The organism is Cellvibrio sp., assembly GCF_046347455.1.
GTDB lineage: Bacteria > Pseudomonadota > Gammaproteobacteria > Pseudomonadales > Cellvibrionaceae > Cellvibrio.
This window is the reverse complement of record NZ_JAXMGC010000002.1, coordinates 145,820-165,134: the sequence shown is the minus strand read 5'-3', so window position 1 is coordinate 165,134 and position 19,315 is coordinate 145,820. Positions and strand designations below refer to the sequence as shown.

At 46.0% G+C, this 19,315-nt stretch carries 12 protein-coding genes; 6 read left to right on the top strand and 6 right to left on the bottom strand.

Annotated features, from left to right (window positions below):
- Positions 1 to 7 precede the first annotated feature (7 nt).
- The 3 genes from U1F02_RS04625 to U1F02_RS04615 form a co-directional block, all read right to left on the bottom strand.
- Entirely contained in the window at positions 8 to 2,476 is a 2,469-nt protein-coding gene (locus U1F02_RS04625) for a glycoside hydrolase family 3 N-terminal domain-containing protein (protein WP_409989192.1), read from the bottom strand.
- Between the two features lie 271 nt (positions 2,477 to 2,747).
- Positions 2,748 to 4,079, bottom strand: coding sequence for a xylose isomerase (gene xylA / locus U1F02_RS04620; protein WP_409989191.1), 1,332 nt, complete (start codon positions 4,077 to 4,079; stop codon positions 2,748 to 2,750).
- A 103-nt stretch (positions 4,080 to 4,182) separates the two neighbouring features.
- On the bottom strand, positions 4,183 to 5,670 hold the full coding sequence (locus U1F02_RS04615) for a xylulokinase (RefSeq protein WP_409989190.1): 1,488 nt from the start codon (positions 5,668 to 5,670) through the stop codon (positions 4,183 to 4,185).
- Positions 5,671 to 5,994: 324 nt separating this feature from the next.
- Between U1F02_RS04615 and U1F02_RS04610 the strand changes: the two genes are divergently transcribed.
- The 6 genes from U1F02_RS04610 (at position 5,995) to U1F02_RS04585 (ending at position 14,711) form a co-directional block, all read left to right on the top strand.
- Complete coding sequence (locus tag U1F02_RS04610; RefSeq protein WP_409989189.1) at positions 5,995 to 6,723, top strand: NUDIX hydrolase; 729 nt, start codon at positions 5,995 to 5,997, stop codon at positions 6,721 to 6,723.
- A 288-nt stretch (positions 6,724 to 7,011) separates the two neighbouring features.
- Complete coding sequence (locus tag U1F02_RS04605) at positions 7,012 to 8,454, top strand: sugar porter family MFS transporter (RefSeq protein ID WP_409989188.1); 1,443 nt, start codon at positions 7,012 to 7,014, stop codon at positions 8,452 to 8,454.
- A 213-nt stretch (positions 8,455 to 8,667) separates the two neighbouring features.
- Complete coding sequence (locus tag U1F02_RS04600) at positions 8,668 to 10,497, top strand: endo-1,4-beta-xylanase (protein ID WP_409989187.1); 1,830 nt, start codon at positions 8,668 to 8,670, stop codon at positions 10,495 to 10,497.
- 93 nt (positions 10,498 to 10,590) lie between these two features.
- Entirely contained in the window at positions 10,591 to 12,279 is a 1,689-nt protein-coding gene (locus tag U1F02_RS04595; RefSeq protein ID WP_409989186.1) for a glycoside hydrolase family 43 protein, read from the top strand.
- Between the two features lie 356 nt (positions 12,280 to 12,635).
- Entirely contained in the window at positions 12,636 to 13,844 is a 1,209-nt protein-coding gene (gene manD, locus U1F02_RS04590; RefSeq protein WP_409989185.1) for a D-mannonate dehydratase ManD, read from the top strand.
- 201 nt (positions 13,845 to 14,045) lie between these two features.
- Positions 14,046 to 14,711, top strand: coding sequence for a putative glycoside hydrolase (locus U1F02_RS04585; protein ID WP_409989184.1), 666 nt, complete (start codon positions 14,046 to 14,048; stop codon positions 14,709 to 14,711).
- A gap of 75 nt (positions 14,712 to 14,786) precedes the next feature.
- Here U1F02_RS04585 and U1F02_RS04580 read toward each other — a convergent pair whose 3' ends face one another.
- The 3 genes from U1F02_RS04580 to U1F02_RS04570 are packed head-to-tail and all read right to left on the bottom strand — an operon-like array spanning position 14,787 to position 19,292.
- The gene (locus tag U1F02_RS04580) at positions 14,787 to 16,304 is read right to left on the bottom strand and encodes a tryptophan halogenase family protein (RefSeq protein WP_409989183.1); all 1,518 of its coding nucleotides are present in this window, start codon (positions 16,302 to 16,304) and stop codon (positions 14,787 to 14,789) included.
- Between the two features lie 19 nt (positions 16,305 to 16,323).
- The gene (locus U1F02_RS04575; protein WP_409989182.1) at positions 16,324 to 17,775 is read right to left on the bottom strand and encodes a tryptophan 7-halogenase; all 1,452 of its coding nucleotides are present in this window, start codon (positions 17,773 to 17,775) and stop codon (positions 16,324 to 16,326) included.
- A 2-nt stretch (positions 17,776 to 17,777) separates the two neighbouring features.
- Positions 17,778 to 19,292, bottom strand: coding sequence for a tryptophan halogenase family protein (locus U1F02_RS04570; RefSeq protein ID WP_409989181.1), 1,515 nt, complete (start codon positions 19,290 to 19,292; stop codon positions 17,778 to 17,780).
- Positions 19,293 to 19,315: the final 23 nt, after the last annotated feature.

Here is a 19,315-nt window from a genome sequence, read left to right as displayed (position 1 = left end):
TTCGTGATTATTTCTTCGCGACTTTTACATCGCTAAAGAACACTTTTTGCTTACTAATATCTGTTATTTCACCCACCACATTGAACTCGCCCTTGGCTTGAATATCACGTGAGGATGAACCCACCATAACTTCAAACTTGCCAGGCTCAACAACGTAATTCATATCAGTGTTGTAAAAACCGAGCTGGTTAACAGCAAGCCCAAAAGTAACAACGGCAGATTCTTTTGGCTTTAAGGTAATGCGCTTAAAGCCTTTCAACTCTTGTACGGGGCGCGTCAAGCTTGCAACAGCATCATGCGTGTACAGCTGAACAACTTCATCACCTGTACGCGCTCCGGTGTTGGTCACTTTTACGCTCACATCAACTGTCTCACCCACTTTTGCATCTGACTTTTTAATCGCGAAATCAGAATAGCTGAACGTGGTGTAACTCAAACCATAACCAAACGGATAAAGCGAAGTGGTTTCGGTAAACGCATATCCGCGTTTTGCCGCTGGTTTGTAGTTATAGTAAACCGGCAGATGGCCGACCGAACGCGCAATACTCACAGGGAGTTTGCCACCAGGGTTAACATCGCCAAACACAACGCGCGCAACAGCGCGGCCGGTTTCTTGGCCAAGATACCAACCTTCCAAAATTGCGGGAGCGGTTTCAGCAATTTTTGTAATCGAAAGTGGACGACCGTTAATCAACAACACAATCGTTGGCTTACCGGTAGCGAGCACCGCATCAACCAATTCTTGTTGTTGCCCCATGAGATTTAAATCAGTGCGATCACCCAAATGACCATCAGACCAAGCTTCGCGTGAAGTTGCTTCGTTATCGCCAACCACAACTAAAGCCACATCACTTTTTTGCGCTGCGGCAACGGCTTCTTCAATCATCCCTTTGGTATCAGCGGGTGTAGCCAAACTAATTTTATCGGTATTCCAACGCTCTTTAGAAAGGCTATTCGCCGCGATGGAATCCGCGCTTGGTGTCCAGTTATCTAAAGTCAGCAAAGTGCCCTTTGCATAGTTAACTTGAACCTTGCTTCCTACGTATTCTTTAATGCCTTGCAAAATCGTCACAGTTTGTTTGGGGATATCACTATAACCACCTAACAAGGTTTCATTAACATGAGGACCAATTACCGCAATAGATTTTAATTTTTTAACATCCAACGGCAGAATATTTTTATCGTTCTTTAACAGAACCACAGTTTTTTCTGCAGCTTCCTGTGCCAGTGCGCGATGTTTTGCATTACCCACAAATTGATCAACACCTTGGGTTTTTACGTACGGATTTTCAAACAAACCCAAACTAAATTTCTCGCGCAATACACGTGCAACAGCAACATCGAGTTGTGTGTTGGTAATTTTTCCTTCTTTCACCCAATCAATCAAAAATGGATAAGTTTCGCGATCAGGCGTTTCAACATCTACACCCGCGTTAAACGCAATCAACGCTGCATCTTTGTGATTAGCTGCAAGGTGATGGCGATTTACCAACTCACCAATCGCAAAATAATCGCTCACCAACAAACCATCGAAGCCCCACTCACCGCGCAAAATCCCGTTGAGCATTTTTCCGTTTGCATGCGAAGGAACGCCATCAACTTCGTTGTAAGACGCCATCACGCTGCGTGGATGAGATAGCTTCACCGCTGCTTCGAACGGAAATAAAAATGTCTCGCGCAAACCGCGTTCGCCCACCGGTGCAGGCGCTGTATTTAAACCACCTGTAGGCTCACCGTGACCCGCTAAATGTTTTAGGGTTGTACCGACGTGGTTTTGTGCAACACCGTTTTCACCACCTTGAAAGCCTTTAATGACAGACACACCGAGCGAAGCAATCAGGTAAGGGTCTTCACCCATGGTTTCTTCTATACGTCCCCAGCGCGGATCACGTGCCACATCAAGCACAGGCGCCAAGGCTTGCTGAGCACCACGCACACGCACTTCCTGACCAACAACTGAAAACACATTACGAAGTAAATCCGGGTCCCAAGTACTTGCTAAACCAATTGCCTGCGGGAAACTCGTGGAATAACGGCCTGCGTGACCGTGCAACGCCTCTTCGTGAAAAATCACAGGAATACCCAAACGGGTATTTTCCACAACCCATTTCTGAATCGCGTTAGTAAACGCTGCTGTTTGCGCAGGCGATTTGCTGGGTGCAGTTTTATTTTCGGCAGGCCGGGCAATTTCACCTATGCCCAGATTCAATAATTCTTTGGCGTGCTCGGTGGTGAATTCACCCCCATCCGTCTCCAGCAACTTTCTCTTTTCCCAAACTGTGGTCAACTGAGCAACTTTTTCTTCCAGCGTCATGCGCGCCAAAAGATCTTTTACGCGAGCTTCGGTAGGTTGTTTAGCGTCTTTATAAAGGGCGTCTTTGCCGACACTAGCATCAGCTAAGGCAAATACACTGAGGCTTGCACTCACGAGTCCTATGGCAACGGAAAGAATGAGCTTGGAGGGATTTTTTTTCATATTGAGTCTCTACTGATGTTAGTAGCTGAAATTTGCAACCGCGGCTCTCATACATCCCCGCAACGGCTGATTATTATTAAAACGGGACTTACAAATAAAACGAGATCTCCAAATAAAACGAGATCTACAAATAAAAACTGCCGATCGCTTGGGCTTGAGTGCCCTCCCGATCAGCAGCTTTTAAACGCTATACACCAGCGCTAATTGCTTAGGATAATCTAGCAAGCATCGGCAAATAAGCCAGCCGCCGGCCAGATTTAAGCTAGTTCAATTAACGAATGTATTGGTTGATGATGTTTTCGTACAACTCTTGACGACCGCTTTGCAAAGTCACTTCACCACCGTTGTTACCGATGTCAGCCAATTGTTGCAGAGTCAACTTGCCAGCTTCATAAGCAGCACCGTTGCCCGCATCGAAAGTTGCATAACGCTCTTTACGCATACCTTCCAACTTAGATTTTTGAATCAAGTTGTCAGCGATAATCAACGCACGAGCAAATGTATCCATACCACCGATGTGGCCGTAGAACATGTCTACTGGATCTGGAGAGTTACGACGAACTTTCGCATCGAAGTTAACACCACCACCTTGCAAGCCACCAGCGCGCAAGAATACCAACATCATCTCAACAGTTTCGTTCAGGTTGTATGGGAACTGGTCGGTATCCCATGCGTTTTGGTAGTCGCCGCGGTTAGCGTCCAATGAACCCAACATGCCAGCGTTTGCAGCAGCTTGCATATCGTGGCACATGGTGTGGCCAGCCAAAGTAGCGTGGTTGGTCTCTAGATTAAGCTTGAAGTCTTTGTCCAAACCGTGGTGACGCAAGAAGCCAATTACAGTTTCAGCATCGAAGTCGTATTGGTGCTTTGAAGGCTCCATTGGTTTTGGTTCAATGAAGAACACACCTTTAAAGCCTTGGCCACGAGCGTAATCGCGAGCCATGGTCAAGAAGCGAGCCATGTGCTCTTGTTCGCGCTTCATGTCAGTGTTGAGCAAGCTCATGTAACCTTCACGACCGCCCCAGAACACATAGTTTTCACCGTTCAAAGCGATAGTTGCATCAATTGCATCTTTCAACTGCGCACCAGCGTAAGCAACTACGTTGAAATCTGGGTTAGTAGAAGCACCGTTCATGTAACGTGGGTTAGAGAAGAGGTTTGCAGTACCCCACAACAATTTCACGCCAGATGCTTTTTGTTTCTCTTTTGCGTACTCAACAATAGATTGCAAACGTGAAGACGTTTCTGCACGTGATGAACCTTCGTCAACCAAATCTACGTCATGGAAGCAGTAGTATGGAGTGCCGATTTTGGTGATGAATTCAAACGCAGCGTCCATTTTTTCACGAGCGCGAGCGATTGGATCTTGAGTTGCAGACCATGGGAAAATTTTGGTGCCTGGACCGAATGGATCGTGACCAGCGCCGCAGAAGCTGTGCCAGTAACAAGTTGCAAACTTGAAATGCTCTTTCAAGGTTTTGCCAGCAACTACGCGGTTTTCGTCGTAGTATTTGAATGCTAATGGGTTATCGGAATCTGGGCCTTCATAACCGATTTTTCCGATACCGGGAAAATATTCTTTGCTACCAAGAACAATACTCATAATTTTAACCTCTTCGTTTTCTTTAAATATTTAAACAACAATTGATTTTCTATAAAGCTATTTTTTAAAACACTTAACCATTCAATTTCTTAGCATTTATTGATTATTGTGCAGGCAACAAATCTACCCAATGCTTGTAAGCATCTTGATACTGCGCCAACAAACCAGCATTAGGTTCAATAACACCTAAACGGGTCAAGCCACCAAACGCTTCTTTTTGGGAAGCGTAAAAACCAACACCTAAAGCCGCGGCACGGGCTGCACCTTCGGCACCATCTGTTTCATATAATTCCACGGCCGCTTGCGTAGTATTTGCAAAGGCTTGCGTGAACACATCACTCAGGAACATGTTGCCTTTGCCTGCACGCACCACATCGCAACTACCGCCCAAAGATTTCAATACATCGAAACCTTGGTTCAAGGAGAACACAATACCTTCTTGCGCTGCGCGAACCATGTGACCCAAACCGTGACGGTTAAAATCCAGATTGCGCAATTGCGCACCCAAATTTCTATTTTGGAAAATACGTTCAGCGCCGTTACCGAAGGGATGGAAAACCAAGCCATCGCTGCCCACAGCAACTTGTTCGGCCAAACCGTTCAACACTGGGTAAGACGGTGTTGCGCCAGCAGCGCTGATGGTTTGACGCAACCACGAGTACAAACGTCCACAACCATTCACGCACACCAGTACGCCATTGCGGTTTTTCTCAGCTGTGCTGGTTACGTGCAAGAACGTGTTCACGCGTGATTCAACGTCGGCCGCAGGCTTATCTGTTACACCATAAATAACGCCAGAAGTTCCCGCCGTTGCAGCAACTTCACCCGGCTCCAACACGTTCAAGCTGAATGCATTGTTTGGTTGATCGCCACCGCGATAGCACACTTTCACGTTCGGACCTAAGCCCAAGGCAGCGGCTACGTCAGCACGTACGGTGCCTTGCTCGCCAAAGCTTGGAACCAAATTAGGAATAAGGCCAGCGTCTATACCCCAATGGCTCAGCAACTCAGTCGCAACGCGTTGCTCTTTAAAATCCCACAAGGTGCCTTCAGACAAACCCGAGGCTGTTGTGGTGATTTCACCGGTCAACTTCATGGCAATAAAGTCACCCGGCAACATAATTTTATGGATTTTACTGAAAATCTCTGGCTGGTTTTGCTGTACCCAGCGCAGTTTTGCCGCAGTAAAGTTACCGGGCGAATTCAACAAGTGACCAAAGCAGTAATCAGTGCCCATTTCAGCCAAAGCGGCGTTACCTAGCGGAACGGCGCGGCTGTCGCACCAAATAATCGATGGACGCAATACTTTCTGATCGGCATCTACTACCACCAAGCCGTGCATTTGGTAAGAAATACCAATAGCTTGGATTTGTTTGCTATCGAACTTGCCGCTAGCAAATAACTTGGCTGCACCCTTTTGGATACAGTCCCACCACACTTCCGGGTCCTGCTCCGCAAAGCCTACTTCAGGGCTTTCGATCGCCAACTCAGATTCTGGGTAAGACAATGCGCCCACGCATTTTCCTGTCTTACCGTCGAGTACAGATAACTTGGTGGAGGAGCTTCCAACGTCAATGCCTAGAAACAACATAATGAATCTCTTTCAGTGAAATAATGTAGGGAGCAATAAATTCCATTCGCCAGCAAAAACAACAGAGCTTTGGATACTTATTATTTTTGATGCTGATAGCATATCTTATTGTCTCATTGACCACAAGCTTAGCTTATTGTCTTAATGACCACAAGTTATTTTATCTAAAAATCTTAACCCTTTATTTTTTATGGACAAAAACATGAGCATGGTTACAATGAGGCTTCTGGCCTGATGTAAAAAGAATTTCCACGCCATTTTTACAAAATATTACCCATGGGTTCTAGAATAGCCGTTTAATAATAATTCGCTCAGGAATTCACTGTGACAAACATCGCGACGCCACCCAATAGTCATGTGGAGCCCGTTCAGTCGCCCCAAAATGTGATTAAGGCCCTTTCCATTGATAACCTTATTTTTGGTTTGGATAACGACCAGCTAAAAATCCTGCTGGTTAAGCAAACCGACCCCATGCACCAAGGCAAGTGGGCCCTACCCGGCGGTTGGATTCGCTATGACGAGAACCTGCGCGATGCAGCTTATCGTTTGCTTGAAGAGCTTACTGGCGTAAAGCAGCTGTACCTGGAACAACTGAAGACCTTTGGTCGCGTTGACCGTTTCCCAACCGAGCGCGTGGTGACCATTGCCTATTACGCTTTGGTGAGCGCAGAACATTATTCACTGGTCGCAGGACAAAGCGCTGCCGATGTGAGTTGGCAAAGTGTTAATAACCTTCCTGAGCTTATTTATGACCACGCCGAAATCATCGACTACGGTATGAAATTTTTGCGTCACCAGGTTTGCCACCAACCTATTGGTTTCAATCTTTTGCCGGAAAAATTCACCTTGTTGCAGCTGCAGGCGCTCTATGAGGCAATCCTCAATACCAAGCTGGATAAACCCAACTTCCGCCGCAAAATTATGAAAATGGATTTATTAACCCCATGCAATGAAAAACAACAAGGCGTACCCCACCGCGCCGCCAATCTCTATCGCTTTGACGCAGATGCCTATAAGCAACTTACCGAGAGCGGGTTTTCGTTCGAGATTTAACGCACTTACAGGGAGCGGTAGCGCTCCCTTTGTTCAAACATTTCTATTTTCACTCTCCTTAACACTTCGTCATATAGTCACTAAAACCATATTGGTTTACCATGATTTCGACATCTGATTTGGCCGCAATTTCAGACTAAATTCAGCGGCCATGTCTGGTGTCACCCGTATGCTAAAAAGCCGCCTTATGGTATGGTCGCGCATCCTTTTTTGGCCGTGTCGCCGAGAGGACTCCAACTGACAGCTTGTTACTCATAATTTCAATAAACCCATAATAGGTACATCAACATGCACTCTTCATCCTCCAACAATGAGGTCGGTATTTCGCTCGACGCCAGCGAAAGAAATATGACCTCCATCGTCATCATCAGCATTATCGCCACCATCGGCGGATTCTTGTTTGGTTTTGACAGTGGTGTAATCAACGGCACTGTAGAAGGTCTTCAACTTGCCTTTAAATCTGAATCCGCCGGTACCGGTTTTAACGTTGCATCCATTTTGTTGGGTTGCGCGGTAGGTGCTTTCTTCGCGGGTTCATGGGCAGACACTTATGGCCGCCGTGGCATTTTGATTATGGCCTCCGTGCTGTTCGTTTTGTCCGCTTGGGGCGCGGGTGTTGCAACCTCTTCAACAGAATTTGTGATTTATCGTTTGATTGGTGGTTTGGCGATTGGTGCGGCCAGTATCATTTGCCCTGCCTATATCAGTGAGCTGGTACCTGCGGAGTACCGCGGCAAGCTTAGCTCTATGCAGCAAATCGCCATTATCACCGGCTTAACTGCTGCCGCACTGAGTAACTACTGCTTGGCTACCGCTGCTGGCTCCGCCATCAATGAATTATGGTTGGGTCATGCTTCATGGCGTTGGATGTTCTGGGTAGGCGCCATCCCCGGTGTTATCTTCCTCTTGACCTTGCTGACCATTCCAGAAAGCCCTCGCTTCCTGGTTGCTAGCGGTAAAAAAGACAAAGCCTTGAGCGTATTGACCAAGTTATACGGTGCAAGAGCGGCGGAAAAAACCGTTGCCGATATTTATGCTTCTCTCGAACACGACCATAAACCACGTTTTGCAGACTTGATCGATAAAGCCAAAAACCGCGTTCGCCCGATTGTTTGGGTGGGTATTGGTTTGGCCGTACTGCAACAGTTTGTTGGTATTAACGTGGTGTTCTATTACGGCTCTGTACTTTGGCGCGCGGCTGGCTTCTCTGAAAGCGATTCATTGGCGATTAGCGTTGTGTCAGGTGCGGTATCTATTGGCGCATGTTTTATCACCTTCTTCCTGGTGGATAAAATTGGCCGTAAACCACTTTTGCTGATTGGCTCTGTGGGCATGACCATTACCTTGGCTATAGTGGCCTACGCCTTTGCGGGCGCACCTTTGGATGACAAAGGCGCATTGATATTGAGCGGCACCATGGGTATTACCGCCTTGGTTGCAGCAAACCTTTATGTGATTTTCTTCAACATGTCTTGGGGCCCGGTGGTGTGGATTATGTTGGGCGAAATGTTCCCCAACCAAATTCGCGGTACAGGTTTGGCGATTGCGGGCTTGGCGCAATGGGCAGCTAACTTCCTAATCACTTGGACCTTCCCGATGCTGTTGGCCTCTGCTCTCGGTTTGGCGGGCGCTTATAGCATCTATGCGGGCTGCTCGTTGTTCTCAGTGTTTTTCGTCATCTGGTGGGTAAAAGAAACCAAAGGTGTGGAACTGGAAAAAATGGAAGGCTAATTCGCGCTTCCATTTTCACCGAGTCATAGCGAAAAGCGCCCCAGCTTAAACAGTGGGGCGGCTTTTTTATTGTTGTCGCTAAACCCTGCTAAGACGTTTATTTTAATAAATCCTTACACTTTCACACTTTCATCTTCGCATACAAACTGACACCCTTATAGTGCGATCGACCAGAAGATCGCATCCACATAAAAATAATGGGAGTTAACAAAAATGCGTAACCTATCATCCTTAGTTGTTCTCGGTTTAATTATGTCCGCCTGCGGCGGCGGTGGGGGCGGGAGTTCCAGCAATCCTCCAACCACTTCAAGTTCAACTGCTGTTGTGAGCAGTAGCTCATCATCCAGCACTTCAACCACCAGTTCTTCAAGCTCCAGTGTGACGACGAGCTCGTCTTCCAGCTCGGTGTCTGTTAGCAGCAGCTCCAGCTCGGTAGCAACCAGCTCTTCAAGCTCCGTGGCACCGCAAGTACTCACTATCGATATGACTGCCGGCTGGCGCGGTAACTCAACCGGCAGCAACGCGAACTCCGGCGTAACCTACAACAACGGTGTAGTGTTTACCGCGAGTGGCGACGGTGTTGGCGCTGTGTTTGATGTACTCAAACCAACCCAGCTTGAAAAAGCGGTGGTCGATATGGTGGTAAACGTGAGCAGTGAGTTCAAAGCGAGCGGCGCCAACCTTCAAATTTACGCTCAAGTTAAAAATACTTGGGCCGGCGAGTGGGATTGTTGGAGCAGTAATGGCGACTTAACCGCAGGCACTGATAGTAAAGTTACCTGTACGATCAGCGAGGCTGACAACCGCTTTAACCAATCAGCTAATGACGTTCAGGTGGGGATTCAAGCCAAGGGCACACCGGCAGGTACTGTTACCATTAAAAGTGCCAAAATCACCTTGGCTCAAACTCAGTCAAGCTCAAGCTCCACCAGCTCAGGCAGTACATCTTCCTATTCGGCTAACGTTGCACGCTTGAGAGATTTGGCGACCTTCCCCATAGGCGCGGCCGTATCCAATACCGATTCTCCGACCTACAACATTCTTACCAACACCTCTGAACAAGCTGTGGTTGAGAAGCACTTCAGCCAAATGACGGCTGGCAACATCATGAAAGTGAGTTACTTGCATCCGAACAATAACGGCAATGCAAATGACTTTACCTTCGCCAATGCAGATGCATTTGTGGACTACGCAAAATCGAAAGATATAAAAGTGCACGGCCACGCACTTATTTGGCATGCAAGCTACCAAGTCCCTAACTTTATGAAAAATTGGGCAGGAACCTCCGAAGAGTTTCTAACCATGCTCGACAATCACGTGACCACCATAGTCACGCACTACAAAGACTTGGGCAATGTTGTAAGTTGGGATGTGGTCAACGAAGCGCTTACTGATGGTTCGCCATCCACTTTCCGCTCAACCGATTCCACCTTCTACGTAAAAAGTGGAAACAGCGCCGTGTATATCGAGCGCGCTTTTAAAGCCGCGAGATTGGCCGATGCAAACGTAGATCTTTACTACAATGACTACAACATCGACCAGAACAACGCCAAAACCACCAAACTGGTGGAAATGGTAGCGGACTTCCAAGCACGCAATATTCCGATTACTGGCGTGGGCTTCCAAATGCACGTATTCATGGATTACCCAAGCATTGAGAATATTAAAGCGGCGATGAAAAAGATTGCCGACAAAGGCTTGAAAGTAAAAATTTCAGAGCTGGATGTTGCGATTAACAATCCGTACAGCAGCGGTTGGTCTGTGAGTACTGCGACCCAGTACAACAACACCTCTGCACTGGCTCAGAAAAAACGTTATTGCGACATAGTTGCTGGCTACAAAGAAGTGGTGCCAGAAGCACAACGCGGCGGCATTACCGTGTGGGGCACAACGGACGCAGGCACCTGGTTGACGACTGCGACCTCGCAATACAACGGTCAGGCACTTGCGTGGCCATTGTTGTTTGACAATAACTATAACGACAAGCCCGCTCTGCGCGGTTTTGCGGATGGTTTAATCGGTACAGCCTGTACTAATTTGTAATTCGTAAAAGGCTGTACCTGAATCGCAGGCTTCTCTGAAGATTATTTGGAGAAGCCTGCGATTTTTATTTCATAAAAATATCAGGACATGCCTATGAAATTATCTCCTTTATCATCACTGATCGGTGGCTTCGTTTTAACTCTCAGCAGTTTTTGTTCAGCCGAAAAATCTGCCACCTTTTTAGACTTTACCTATGAAGGTAAAGACGCCATTTTTTCTCAACCTTTAGCGAAAGGCGAATACCAAAACCCGATTCTTGCGGGCTTTTTTCCTGACCCAAGCATTACGCGCGCGGGTGATGATTATTACCTCGTAAACTCATCTTTTTCCTATTCGCCCGGTGTACCCATTTTCCACAGTAAAGATTTAGTGCACTGGGAATCTCTCGGCCACGTACTCGTCACCCCCAAACAATTGCCGCTTAAAAACCAACGTGTATCGCGCGGCATTTATGCACCCACCATTCGCTATCACGATGGTGTGTTTTACATGATCACGACACTGGTGGATGTGCGCGGAAATTTTTTAGTCACCGCAACCAACCCCGCTGGCCCATGGTCAGACCCTATTGAATTGCCAGAGATTGGCGGCATTGATCCCGACATTTTCTTTGACGACGATGGCCGCGCCTATATCACCCACAATGAAGCACCCATCGGCGAACCGCTTTACTCAGGTCATCGCGCAATTTGGCAGTGGGAGTTCGATTTAAAAACCAAAACTGTTGTCAAAGGTTCTGGTCACGTCATCGTCAACGGCGGAACCGATATTTCCAAGAAGCCAGTTTGGATTGAAGGCCCGCACATTTACAAAATTAACGGTTGGTATTATTTGTTGTGCGCAGAAGGCGGCACCTCGTTTGATCACTCCGCGGTAATTTTCCGAGCACGCACATTGAAAGATAAATTTGTTCCTTACGAAAATAACCCGATTCTCACTCAGCGCGGTTTGGATGACGCACGTCCAAATCCGATTACAACCGTTGGTCACGCCGACTTAGTACAAACAAAAGAAGGCGAATGGTGGGCGGTATTTTTAGGTACCCGTTCTTACGAGAAAAAATATTTCAACACCGGCCGCGAGACATTCTTATTGCCTGTAACGTGGAAAAACGAATGGCCCATTATCTTGGAAAATGGCAAAGAAGTTTCCTACCGTTTACCCGCACCACGTACGGAAAAATCAACTGCTGCCTCTCAACCGACTACCGGCAATTTTGTCTGGAAAGATAAATTCACCACCAACAAACTGCTAAGTGACTGGAACACGCTGGGAACTGTTGAAACCGATTGGTACAAGTTAAATCCCGATAAGAAAAATATAACCATCAATGCGGGAGAAAATCGCCTTTCAGGTTTGGCGCAACCGGCGTTTATTGGTCGTCGCCAACAACACATGCACTTTGATGCACGCACTACCTTAAAGTTACCCGATGAAGATGGCATCTCTGCGGGTATAGCCGCATTCCAAAGTCATGAAGCTAATTACTATTTAGCCATTCAACGACAAGCAGACAAGTACACCTTGTTTGTTGAGCAAACTAGCAAACAAAACCCGCCTAAAATTATTGCAAGCGCTACGCTCGCTAAAAAAGATGTGGATAAAAATATTGTTCTCGGTACCGAAGGCGATGCTGGCAAAATTGATTTTTATTATCAAAACAAAGCAGGGAAACGCATCAATATCGTGGAAGGAGCGGATGCCAAATTGCTAAGCACAGAGATCGCTGGCGGCTTTACCGGAACTTATTTGGGGATGCACGCACGTACTGAGCCCAAATAGACTGAAATGGCCAGTGCCGCTCGCTCGTGAGCGGCACTGGTTTGGCGCTTACTGGGTTCAGAGATACACACAACGAGATCAACAAAGGACTGAATCTTTCACGTTTTACGCAAAAACTAGCGACCCTCGGGCAAAAATTGGATACACTAGTATACAAGATAGCCGAACTCAGAAAGAGCCATTAACAGCATCTCTTTCTGAAGTGCACGATTGATGTGTACGACAGACTCATACGGCGTTGAGAGTAAGTTTGCCACCCGGCTGTTCGTCTTGGGCGGCGTTATCCTTACGCCGTCACAGGGGTAGCTATTCAATACCCCTTTTACATAATTTTTGAACACGATTGAGTAGTACCGATGAAAATTATTGAAGCTAAGGTAATTGTCACCTGCCCCGGCAGAAATTTTGTAACCCTTAAAATTGTTACCGATCAAGGTATTTACGGCATAGGTGACGCAACGCTAAATGGCCGTGAAAAATCCGTGGTTTCCTACTTGGAAGACTATTTAATTCCCGCACTGATTGGTCGCGATCCACATCAAATTGAAGACATCTGGCAGTTTTTTTATCGCGGCGCTTATTGGCGACGCGGCCCAGTGGGCATGACCGCTTTAGCTGCTATCGACGTTGCGCTTTGGGACATCAAAGCCAAAGCCGCCAATATGCCGCTTTATCAATTGCTGGGCGGCCGCAGCCGCGATCGCATCATGGCCTACACCCACGCCAATGGGAAAGATTTGGAAAGCACTCTAGAGGCCGTCGCAAAAGCGAAAGCAAAAGGCTACAAAGCTATTCGTGTGCAATCCGGTATTCCAGGCATTGCAAAAACTTATGGCGTATCCACAACGCAAAAAAATTACGAGCCTGCGGATGCAGATTTACCCTCAACTGAAGTCTGGTCTACCGAAAAATATTTAAACTTCGTACCGGAGCTTTTTGCAGCGGTTCGCAAAGAGTTTGGCAGTGAACTCCATTTGCTGCACGACGTGCATCATCGCTTAACTCCGATAGAAGCTGCGCGCTTAGGAAAAGATTTGGAACCCTATCGCCTGTTTTGGATGGAAGATGCAGTGCCAGCGGAAAATCAGGAATCCTTTAAACTAATTCGTCAGCACACCACCACCCCCATCGCGGTGGGTGAAGTGTTTAACAGCATTCACGATTGTAGAGAGCTGATTCAAAACCAACTGATTGACTATATTCGCACGACTATAGTTCATGCAGGTGGTATTACGCATGTACGTCGCATTGCCGATTTTGCAAGCTTGTTTAATGTTCGTACCGGATTCCACGGCGCAACCGATTTATCGCCCGTGTGCATGGGCGCCGCTTTGCATTTTGATTACTGGGTGCCGAACTTTGGTATTCAGGAGCACATGGCGCACAACGAATTAACCGAACAGGTATTCACACACGCCTACGAATTTAAAGACGGATTTTTTACCCCGGGTGAAACGCCGGGACACGGTGTGGATATTGACGAGGCATTGGCCGCGAAATACCCCTACAAACGCGCCTGCTTACCGGTAAACCGTTTGGAGGATGGCACTCTTTGGAATTGGTAATCATCGATCCAATTACAAGCAAATAAGCCTGATAAAAACATGAAGAGCCCAGCCTAGTAAGCTGGGCTTTTACATTTTTTAACCTTACAAAAAAGCACAGGGTAAACTTCTTGATTTGACAATTGTCACCCTTCTTGCAAATATGAGAATTGATTTATGGATAAATCTCATTAATAACTAATAACAAGAGAGGTAGCAAAAATGTCACGTGTAAACAATCAATCCCTTAAACGCTTTTTGTGTTGCGCACTTGCTGTTTTATCTTCGCAAGCAGTTATAGCCGCAGACGGTGCAAAGCCCAATATCAATCCCAACTTTGTTTATGTTAACGATGGCCAAGCTGTCACTGGTTGGGGAATTCAATTGGGTGATCCTGAAAATTGGTCTTTACCCATGGATGCAAGCAGAAAAGGCAAGTCAGCCTCTGGTAAAGTCTCCATTGAACCCGCTGATCGTGCCGATAAAGGCGACGCATTAAAAATATCCTGGTCACCACGCAACCCAGCCAAAGGAACTTTTGCAGTATCCGGCGCGCCTATCGATTTAAGCAAGTTTGAAAACGAAGGTGCAATTGTGTTCGATATGAGAATGGACATGAAGCCCGATAAAGACGTTACCTTCGCCATGGATTGCGGATATCCCTGTCATGGTGAAATGCACGTTTCAAAAATCTTAAAAGATTTAAAGAAAGATGAATGGACAACACTACCCATTCCACTGAACTGCTTTACCAAAGAAGGGCTTGATATTAAAAAGGTAAGCGGACCAATTAGCATTGGCACAGATGGAAAGCTGGGACTTACCATCGCCAATGTGCGTTTGCAAAAGTTACCTGAGGGCGAAAAAGGTTGCGCTAAAACCCAGTAAGCGACAGTAAGTAGATGCAAATAAAAACGGGGCTATCATTGGCCCCGTTTTTATTTGCGCAACCCGAAGCAGAATTTACATTATTTTCTCAGCAGCACAATTTTCCGCAATAAATTCCTCATGAGTGGGCATGACTTCTACGGAACGTTCAATAACGGCTTGCACAGATGCAAGACGCTTTTCTATCTCTTCTTCTGACAAGACATCAACCAACGGATGATAAGCCGCCGGGCGAATGCCCTGCCCGTGCATCACTTCCAACCAACTTAAATCATTAAACATTTCGTTATTGGTACGGAAGATTCGACCGTTGCGTTTGAACTGCTCAATCTTTTGTGTGAGCGTATCGGGAATTGACATGGTTCTGCAGTAATTCCAGAAATCTGAATCCGTACGCTCGGTGGCGTGATAATGCAAAATCAGGAAATCACGAATTCGGTCGAACTCAAAATGGGATTGACGATTAAATTCATCAATATCCTCTTGATCAAAATTTTTATTGGGAAAGAAATTTAACAAACGTGCGACAGCAGATTGCACCAAATGAATACTAGTTGATTCGAGCGGTTCCATGAAACCGCTTGCTAAACCAATAGCAACACAGTTTTTATTCCAGAATTGTTTACGTTTTCCTGTCACGAACTTTAACATGCGTGGTTCAGCCAAAGGTTTGCCGTCCAGATTATTAAGCAGAATACTGCGCGCTTCATCTTCGCTCATAAACTTGCTGGAAAATACGTGACCATTTCCGATACGGTGCTGCAACGGAATTCGCCATTGCCAGCCGGCACTGTGTGCCGTTGAGCGCGTGTATGGTGTCAGCGGCGAAACGCTCTCGCAGGGGACTGCCCAAGCTCTGTCACAGGGCAACCAATGCGTCCAATCCTCATAACCCGTGTGCAACGCCTGCTCAATAAGCAAACCGCGAAAGCCGGAGCAGTCTACAAACAAATCTGCTTCTACGCGCTCACCGCTTTCAAGAACAACGGCTTCAATAAAACCCGTCTGTACATTGATCTGTGTACTTACCACTTTTCCTTCGGTGCGAATAACACCGCGCTTTTCTGCATATTCACGCAAAAAACGCGCGTAAAGACCCGCATCAAAATGAAACGCGTAGGCGATATTTGACAGAGGTGAATTACCAGCATCGATTGGCCGCATGAATTTGCCTTTGTCAGAGGCTAAACCACTTATGGTGTAGTCTCCCAGATTTGCGGCTTTTCCTTGTTGTGACATTTTCAACCAATAATGGTAAAACTGAATAGACTCTATATCTTTGCCAACGTCGCCGAAGGCATGAATATATTTCTCGCCAATTCTATGCCAGTTAACAAATTGAATGCCTAACTTAAAAGTACCTTGGGTTTTTCGAACAAATTCGTTTTCGTCCAAATCCAAAAACTTATTAAATAATTGAATTTGTGGAATGGTTGCTTCACCCACACCAACGGTTCCAATATCTTCAGATTCGATAAGGCGAACATTACAAAAGTTATTTTTTTTAACTATTTTTGATAAGCCTGCAGCTGCCATCCAACCAGATGTTCCGCCACCAACAATAACCACATTTTTAATACTATTATCAGCCATTTCTCTCTACCCTAATTTATTATGAATGAGTTACACGTGACAGGTAATCGACATGCATAGGCATTTTGTCGACTGCTTTATAAATAAATTCTTTTAATTGATATAAATGATTTTTCACCGACTCAGGCTCAGGCTTGAACAAACCAGGATTTGTTGTTTTGGGGAGAAATTGATTACCCGACCAAAACACAGACCATTCAACGTCACTCAAGATTGCGCCAGCGTGCTGCGGGTGCCGCCCATAAGCAGCGAATAGATCCAATCTATGCTGCGCAGATTCGGATAACGCGTTGGCTTGAAAATAATCTCCGGCCGCAATCACCGTGTTTCTCACACTGTATAGATTCAACTCTACAAACTCCCGCACTTGATTATTATCTCTATTAGTTAAGCGATTGAATTCATACGCAGCGTCTGAATAATCTTCAAAGCTGGTGAGCAAATCCAACAAGCGAACGGCTCCATCTCTAACTCGGCTCAATGGCGACATAAATAGATCGTATAAACTTGGCTCTACAATAAGATCTACACAATTTCTTATCCAGCGCTGCGAAATCGGAATCTGCGCCAGCTGTTTAACAGCAACACTATCAGCCCCCATAAGATTCAACTTTTTATGTACGGCAACTGAGTCTGTGTGGCGGCTTGAGTAAGCATAAGCCAGATACTCAGTATTCCTTAATGGGATAGACTGTAAAAATCCATTTTCATCTTCTTGTAATTGAACCGTTCTTTTAGTATCGCGAGACAGCGGACGATGTCCATAAGCGATTGAATCAAAAATAGTTTCAATGCTACCGGACTCACCAACCATCAAATTTTGCGATTGTTGACTCATGTGGCGTGAGCAATTGATGTAAAGGTCACCTTCGATGACTTCTCCGTCAGCAAGCTCGATGGACATCAATTCATCGCCAGAGAATTTAATAGACTTTGATTCACTTGCTAAAAATTGCACACCCAGCGAAAGCGCGTGATGCTTCAGTAAATGCGCGTAAGAAATTGGCTCCAAATGTAAGCCATACTGAATAACTGAGTAAATGGATGCTGGATCTGCTATGGGGTGCCCGAAACGGCCGCTACGCGCCGCCACAGCATTCAACGAAAAATCATCGAGACGGTAAGGAATCCCCAATTCTAAACCTGTGAAAAATGCGGAAAGAAAATCCGCACCATCTAAAGGAGAACCGTATATTCCCTCTGCAAGAATGTAATTACGTTTATCCGACTGATACCAAACCCCAAAACCGAAATTTGCATTTGAATTGAAAACAACATTCCTTTCCGGCAGACCTATCAGATCGTGAAAGCGGTGAATTGTGGAGCGCGCAAATTCCGGTAATTCAGCGTTTGCTTCTCTGTCACGAATCACTTGTATTGACACTGAATCCCGCGGGAGTTGTTTGGCCAATAAACAAGCCACTGACACACCGGCAACGCCATCACCCAACACAATAATCTTCTTTTTCACTCTCATTGCCCCTTTTGTGCTGGATTTAAACCAGCTGCAATCATGGCATCAATCGTTTGCCTGGCAGAGGGCATAGTGGAAACCACTGCACGAATATCGGTACGAATTTTCTGCAAGTATTTTTCAATATCCTGACTTGAAAAACGAGCTATTCTAAAATCGTAATTAGTTGGAATTAAACCTTGACCAATGCAAACAGATTCATAAACACCGTATTGTTCGCGATCAACATGGCCTGAACTACCAAAAAGTTTTTGCCTGTGTTCAAGCTCTGTCGGCACAGTCATATTCTTACACCGCCGCCAAAATGGTGAGTCTTCGCGCTGAGTTTCTTTGTAATGCATAATAATAAAATCGCGAATACGGACATATTCAGCATCTAATTGACGATTGAATTCGCGCGTATTGGCCTCACAAAAATTTTTGTCGGGAAATAGTTCCAGAAATTTTTGGATACCCACCTGAATTAAATAGATACTTGTAGATTCCAAGGGTTCTAAAAAGCCACTCGCCAGACCTATGGCTACACAATTTTTTCTCCAATTCTGCTTACGCTTTCCAGCCTTAAAGCGAAATGGTTTTGGATCAGCAAGCGGCTCACCATCCAAATTACCGAGCAAAATCGCAATCGCCTCATCATCGCTCATATACTCGCTGGCATAGACATGCCCATTACCCGTGCGGTGTTGCAAGGGAATACGCCATTGCCAGCCTGCGCTATGTGCTGTAGAAATTGTGTAGGGTGTTAATGCTTCACCGCCAGATGCACACGGCACCGCAACAGCGCGATCGCACGCGAGCCAGTGACTCCAGTCTTCAAACTCGGCACCAAGTACTTTATCAATCAGCAAACCTTTAAAGCCCATACAGTCAATGAATACATCACCTTCAATGACCAAACCAGAATCCATGCATATGGAATTTATAAATCCGGTTGTTGGATCCTGATTCGTTTCTACTAGAATTCCTTCATACCGCAAAACGCCTCTTGCTTCTGAATATTGACGCAAATATTTTGCATACAAGGCTGCATCAAAATGAAACGCGTAGCTATAGTTGGACAGTAAATTTTCGCTATCGGAAGATGGGTGCTGAAATTTTCCAGCTCGTGCTGCAGTAGCGGCAACAGAATATTCGTCTAATGGAACCTGAACACCTTCCTGCTGCATACGCAACCAGAAGTGATGGAATTCAGTACCGTTTATATCATGCCCGAGTGGACCAAAGGGGTGAATATAATCGCTGCCGAGATACCCCCAGTTTTTAAACGCTATGCCTAATTTAAATGTTGCCTTAGTCTCAGCAACAAAAACATTTTCATCTATACCTAAGAATCTATTGAAGTCTCTGATGCTTGGAATGGTAGATTCGCCAACCCCCACTGTGCCAATAGATTCGCTTTCGACCAAAACAACTTCCATAGCTTGACCGAATTTTTTGGCACAAGCCGCAGCAGTCATCCAACCAGCCGTTCCGCCGCCAACGATCACTATTCTTTTTATCGCATCTGGATTCATTCTTATCTCTTAATACCGGATAG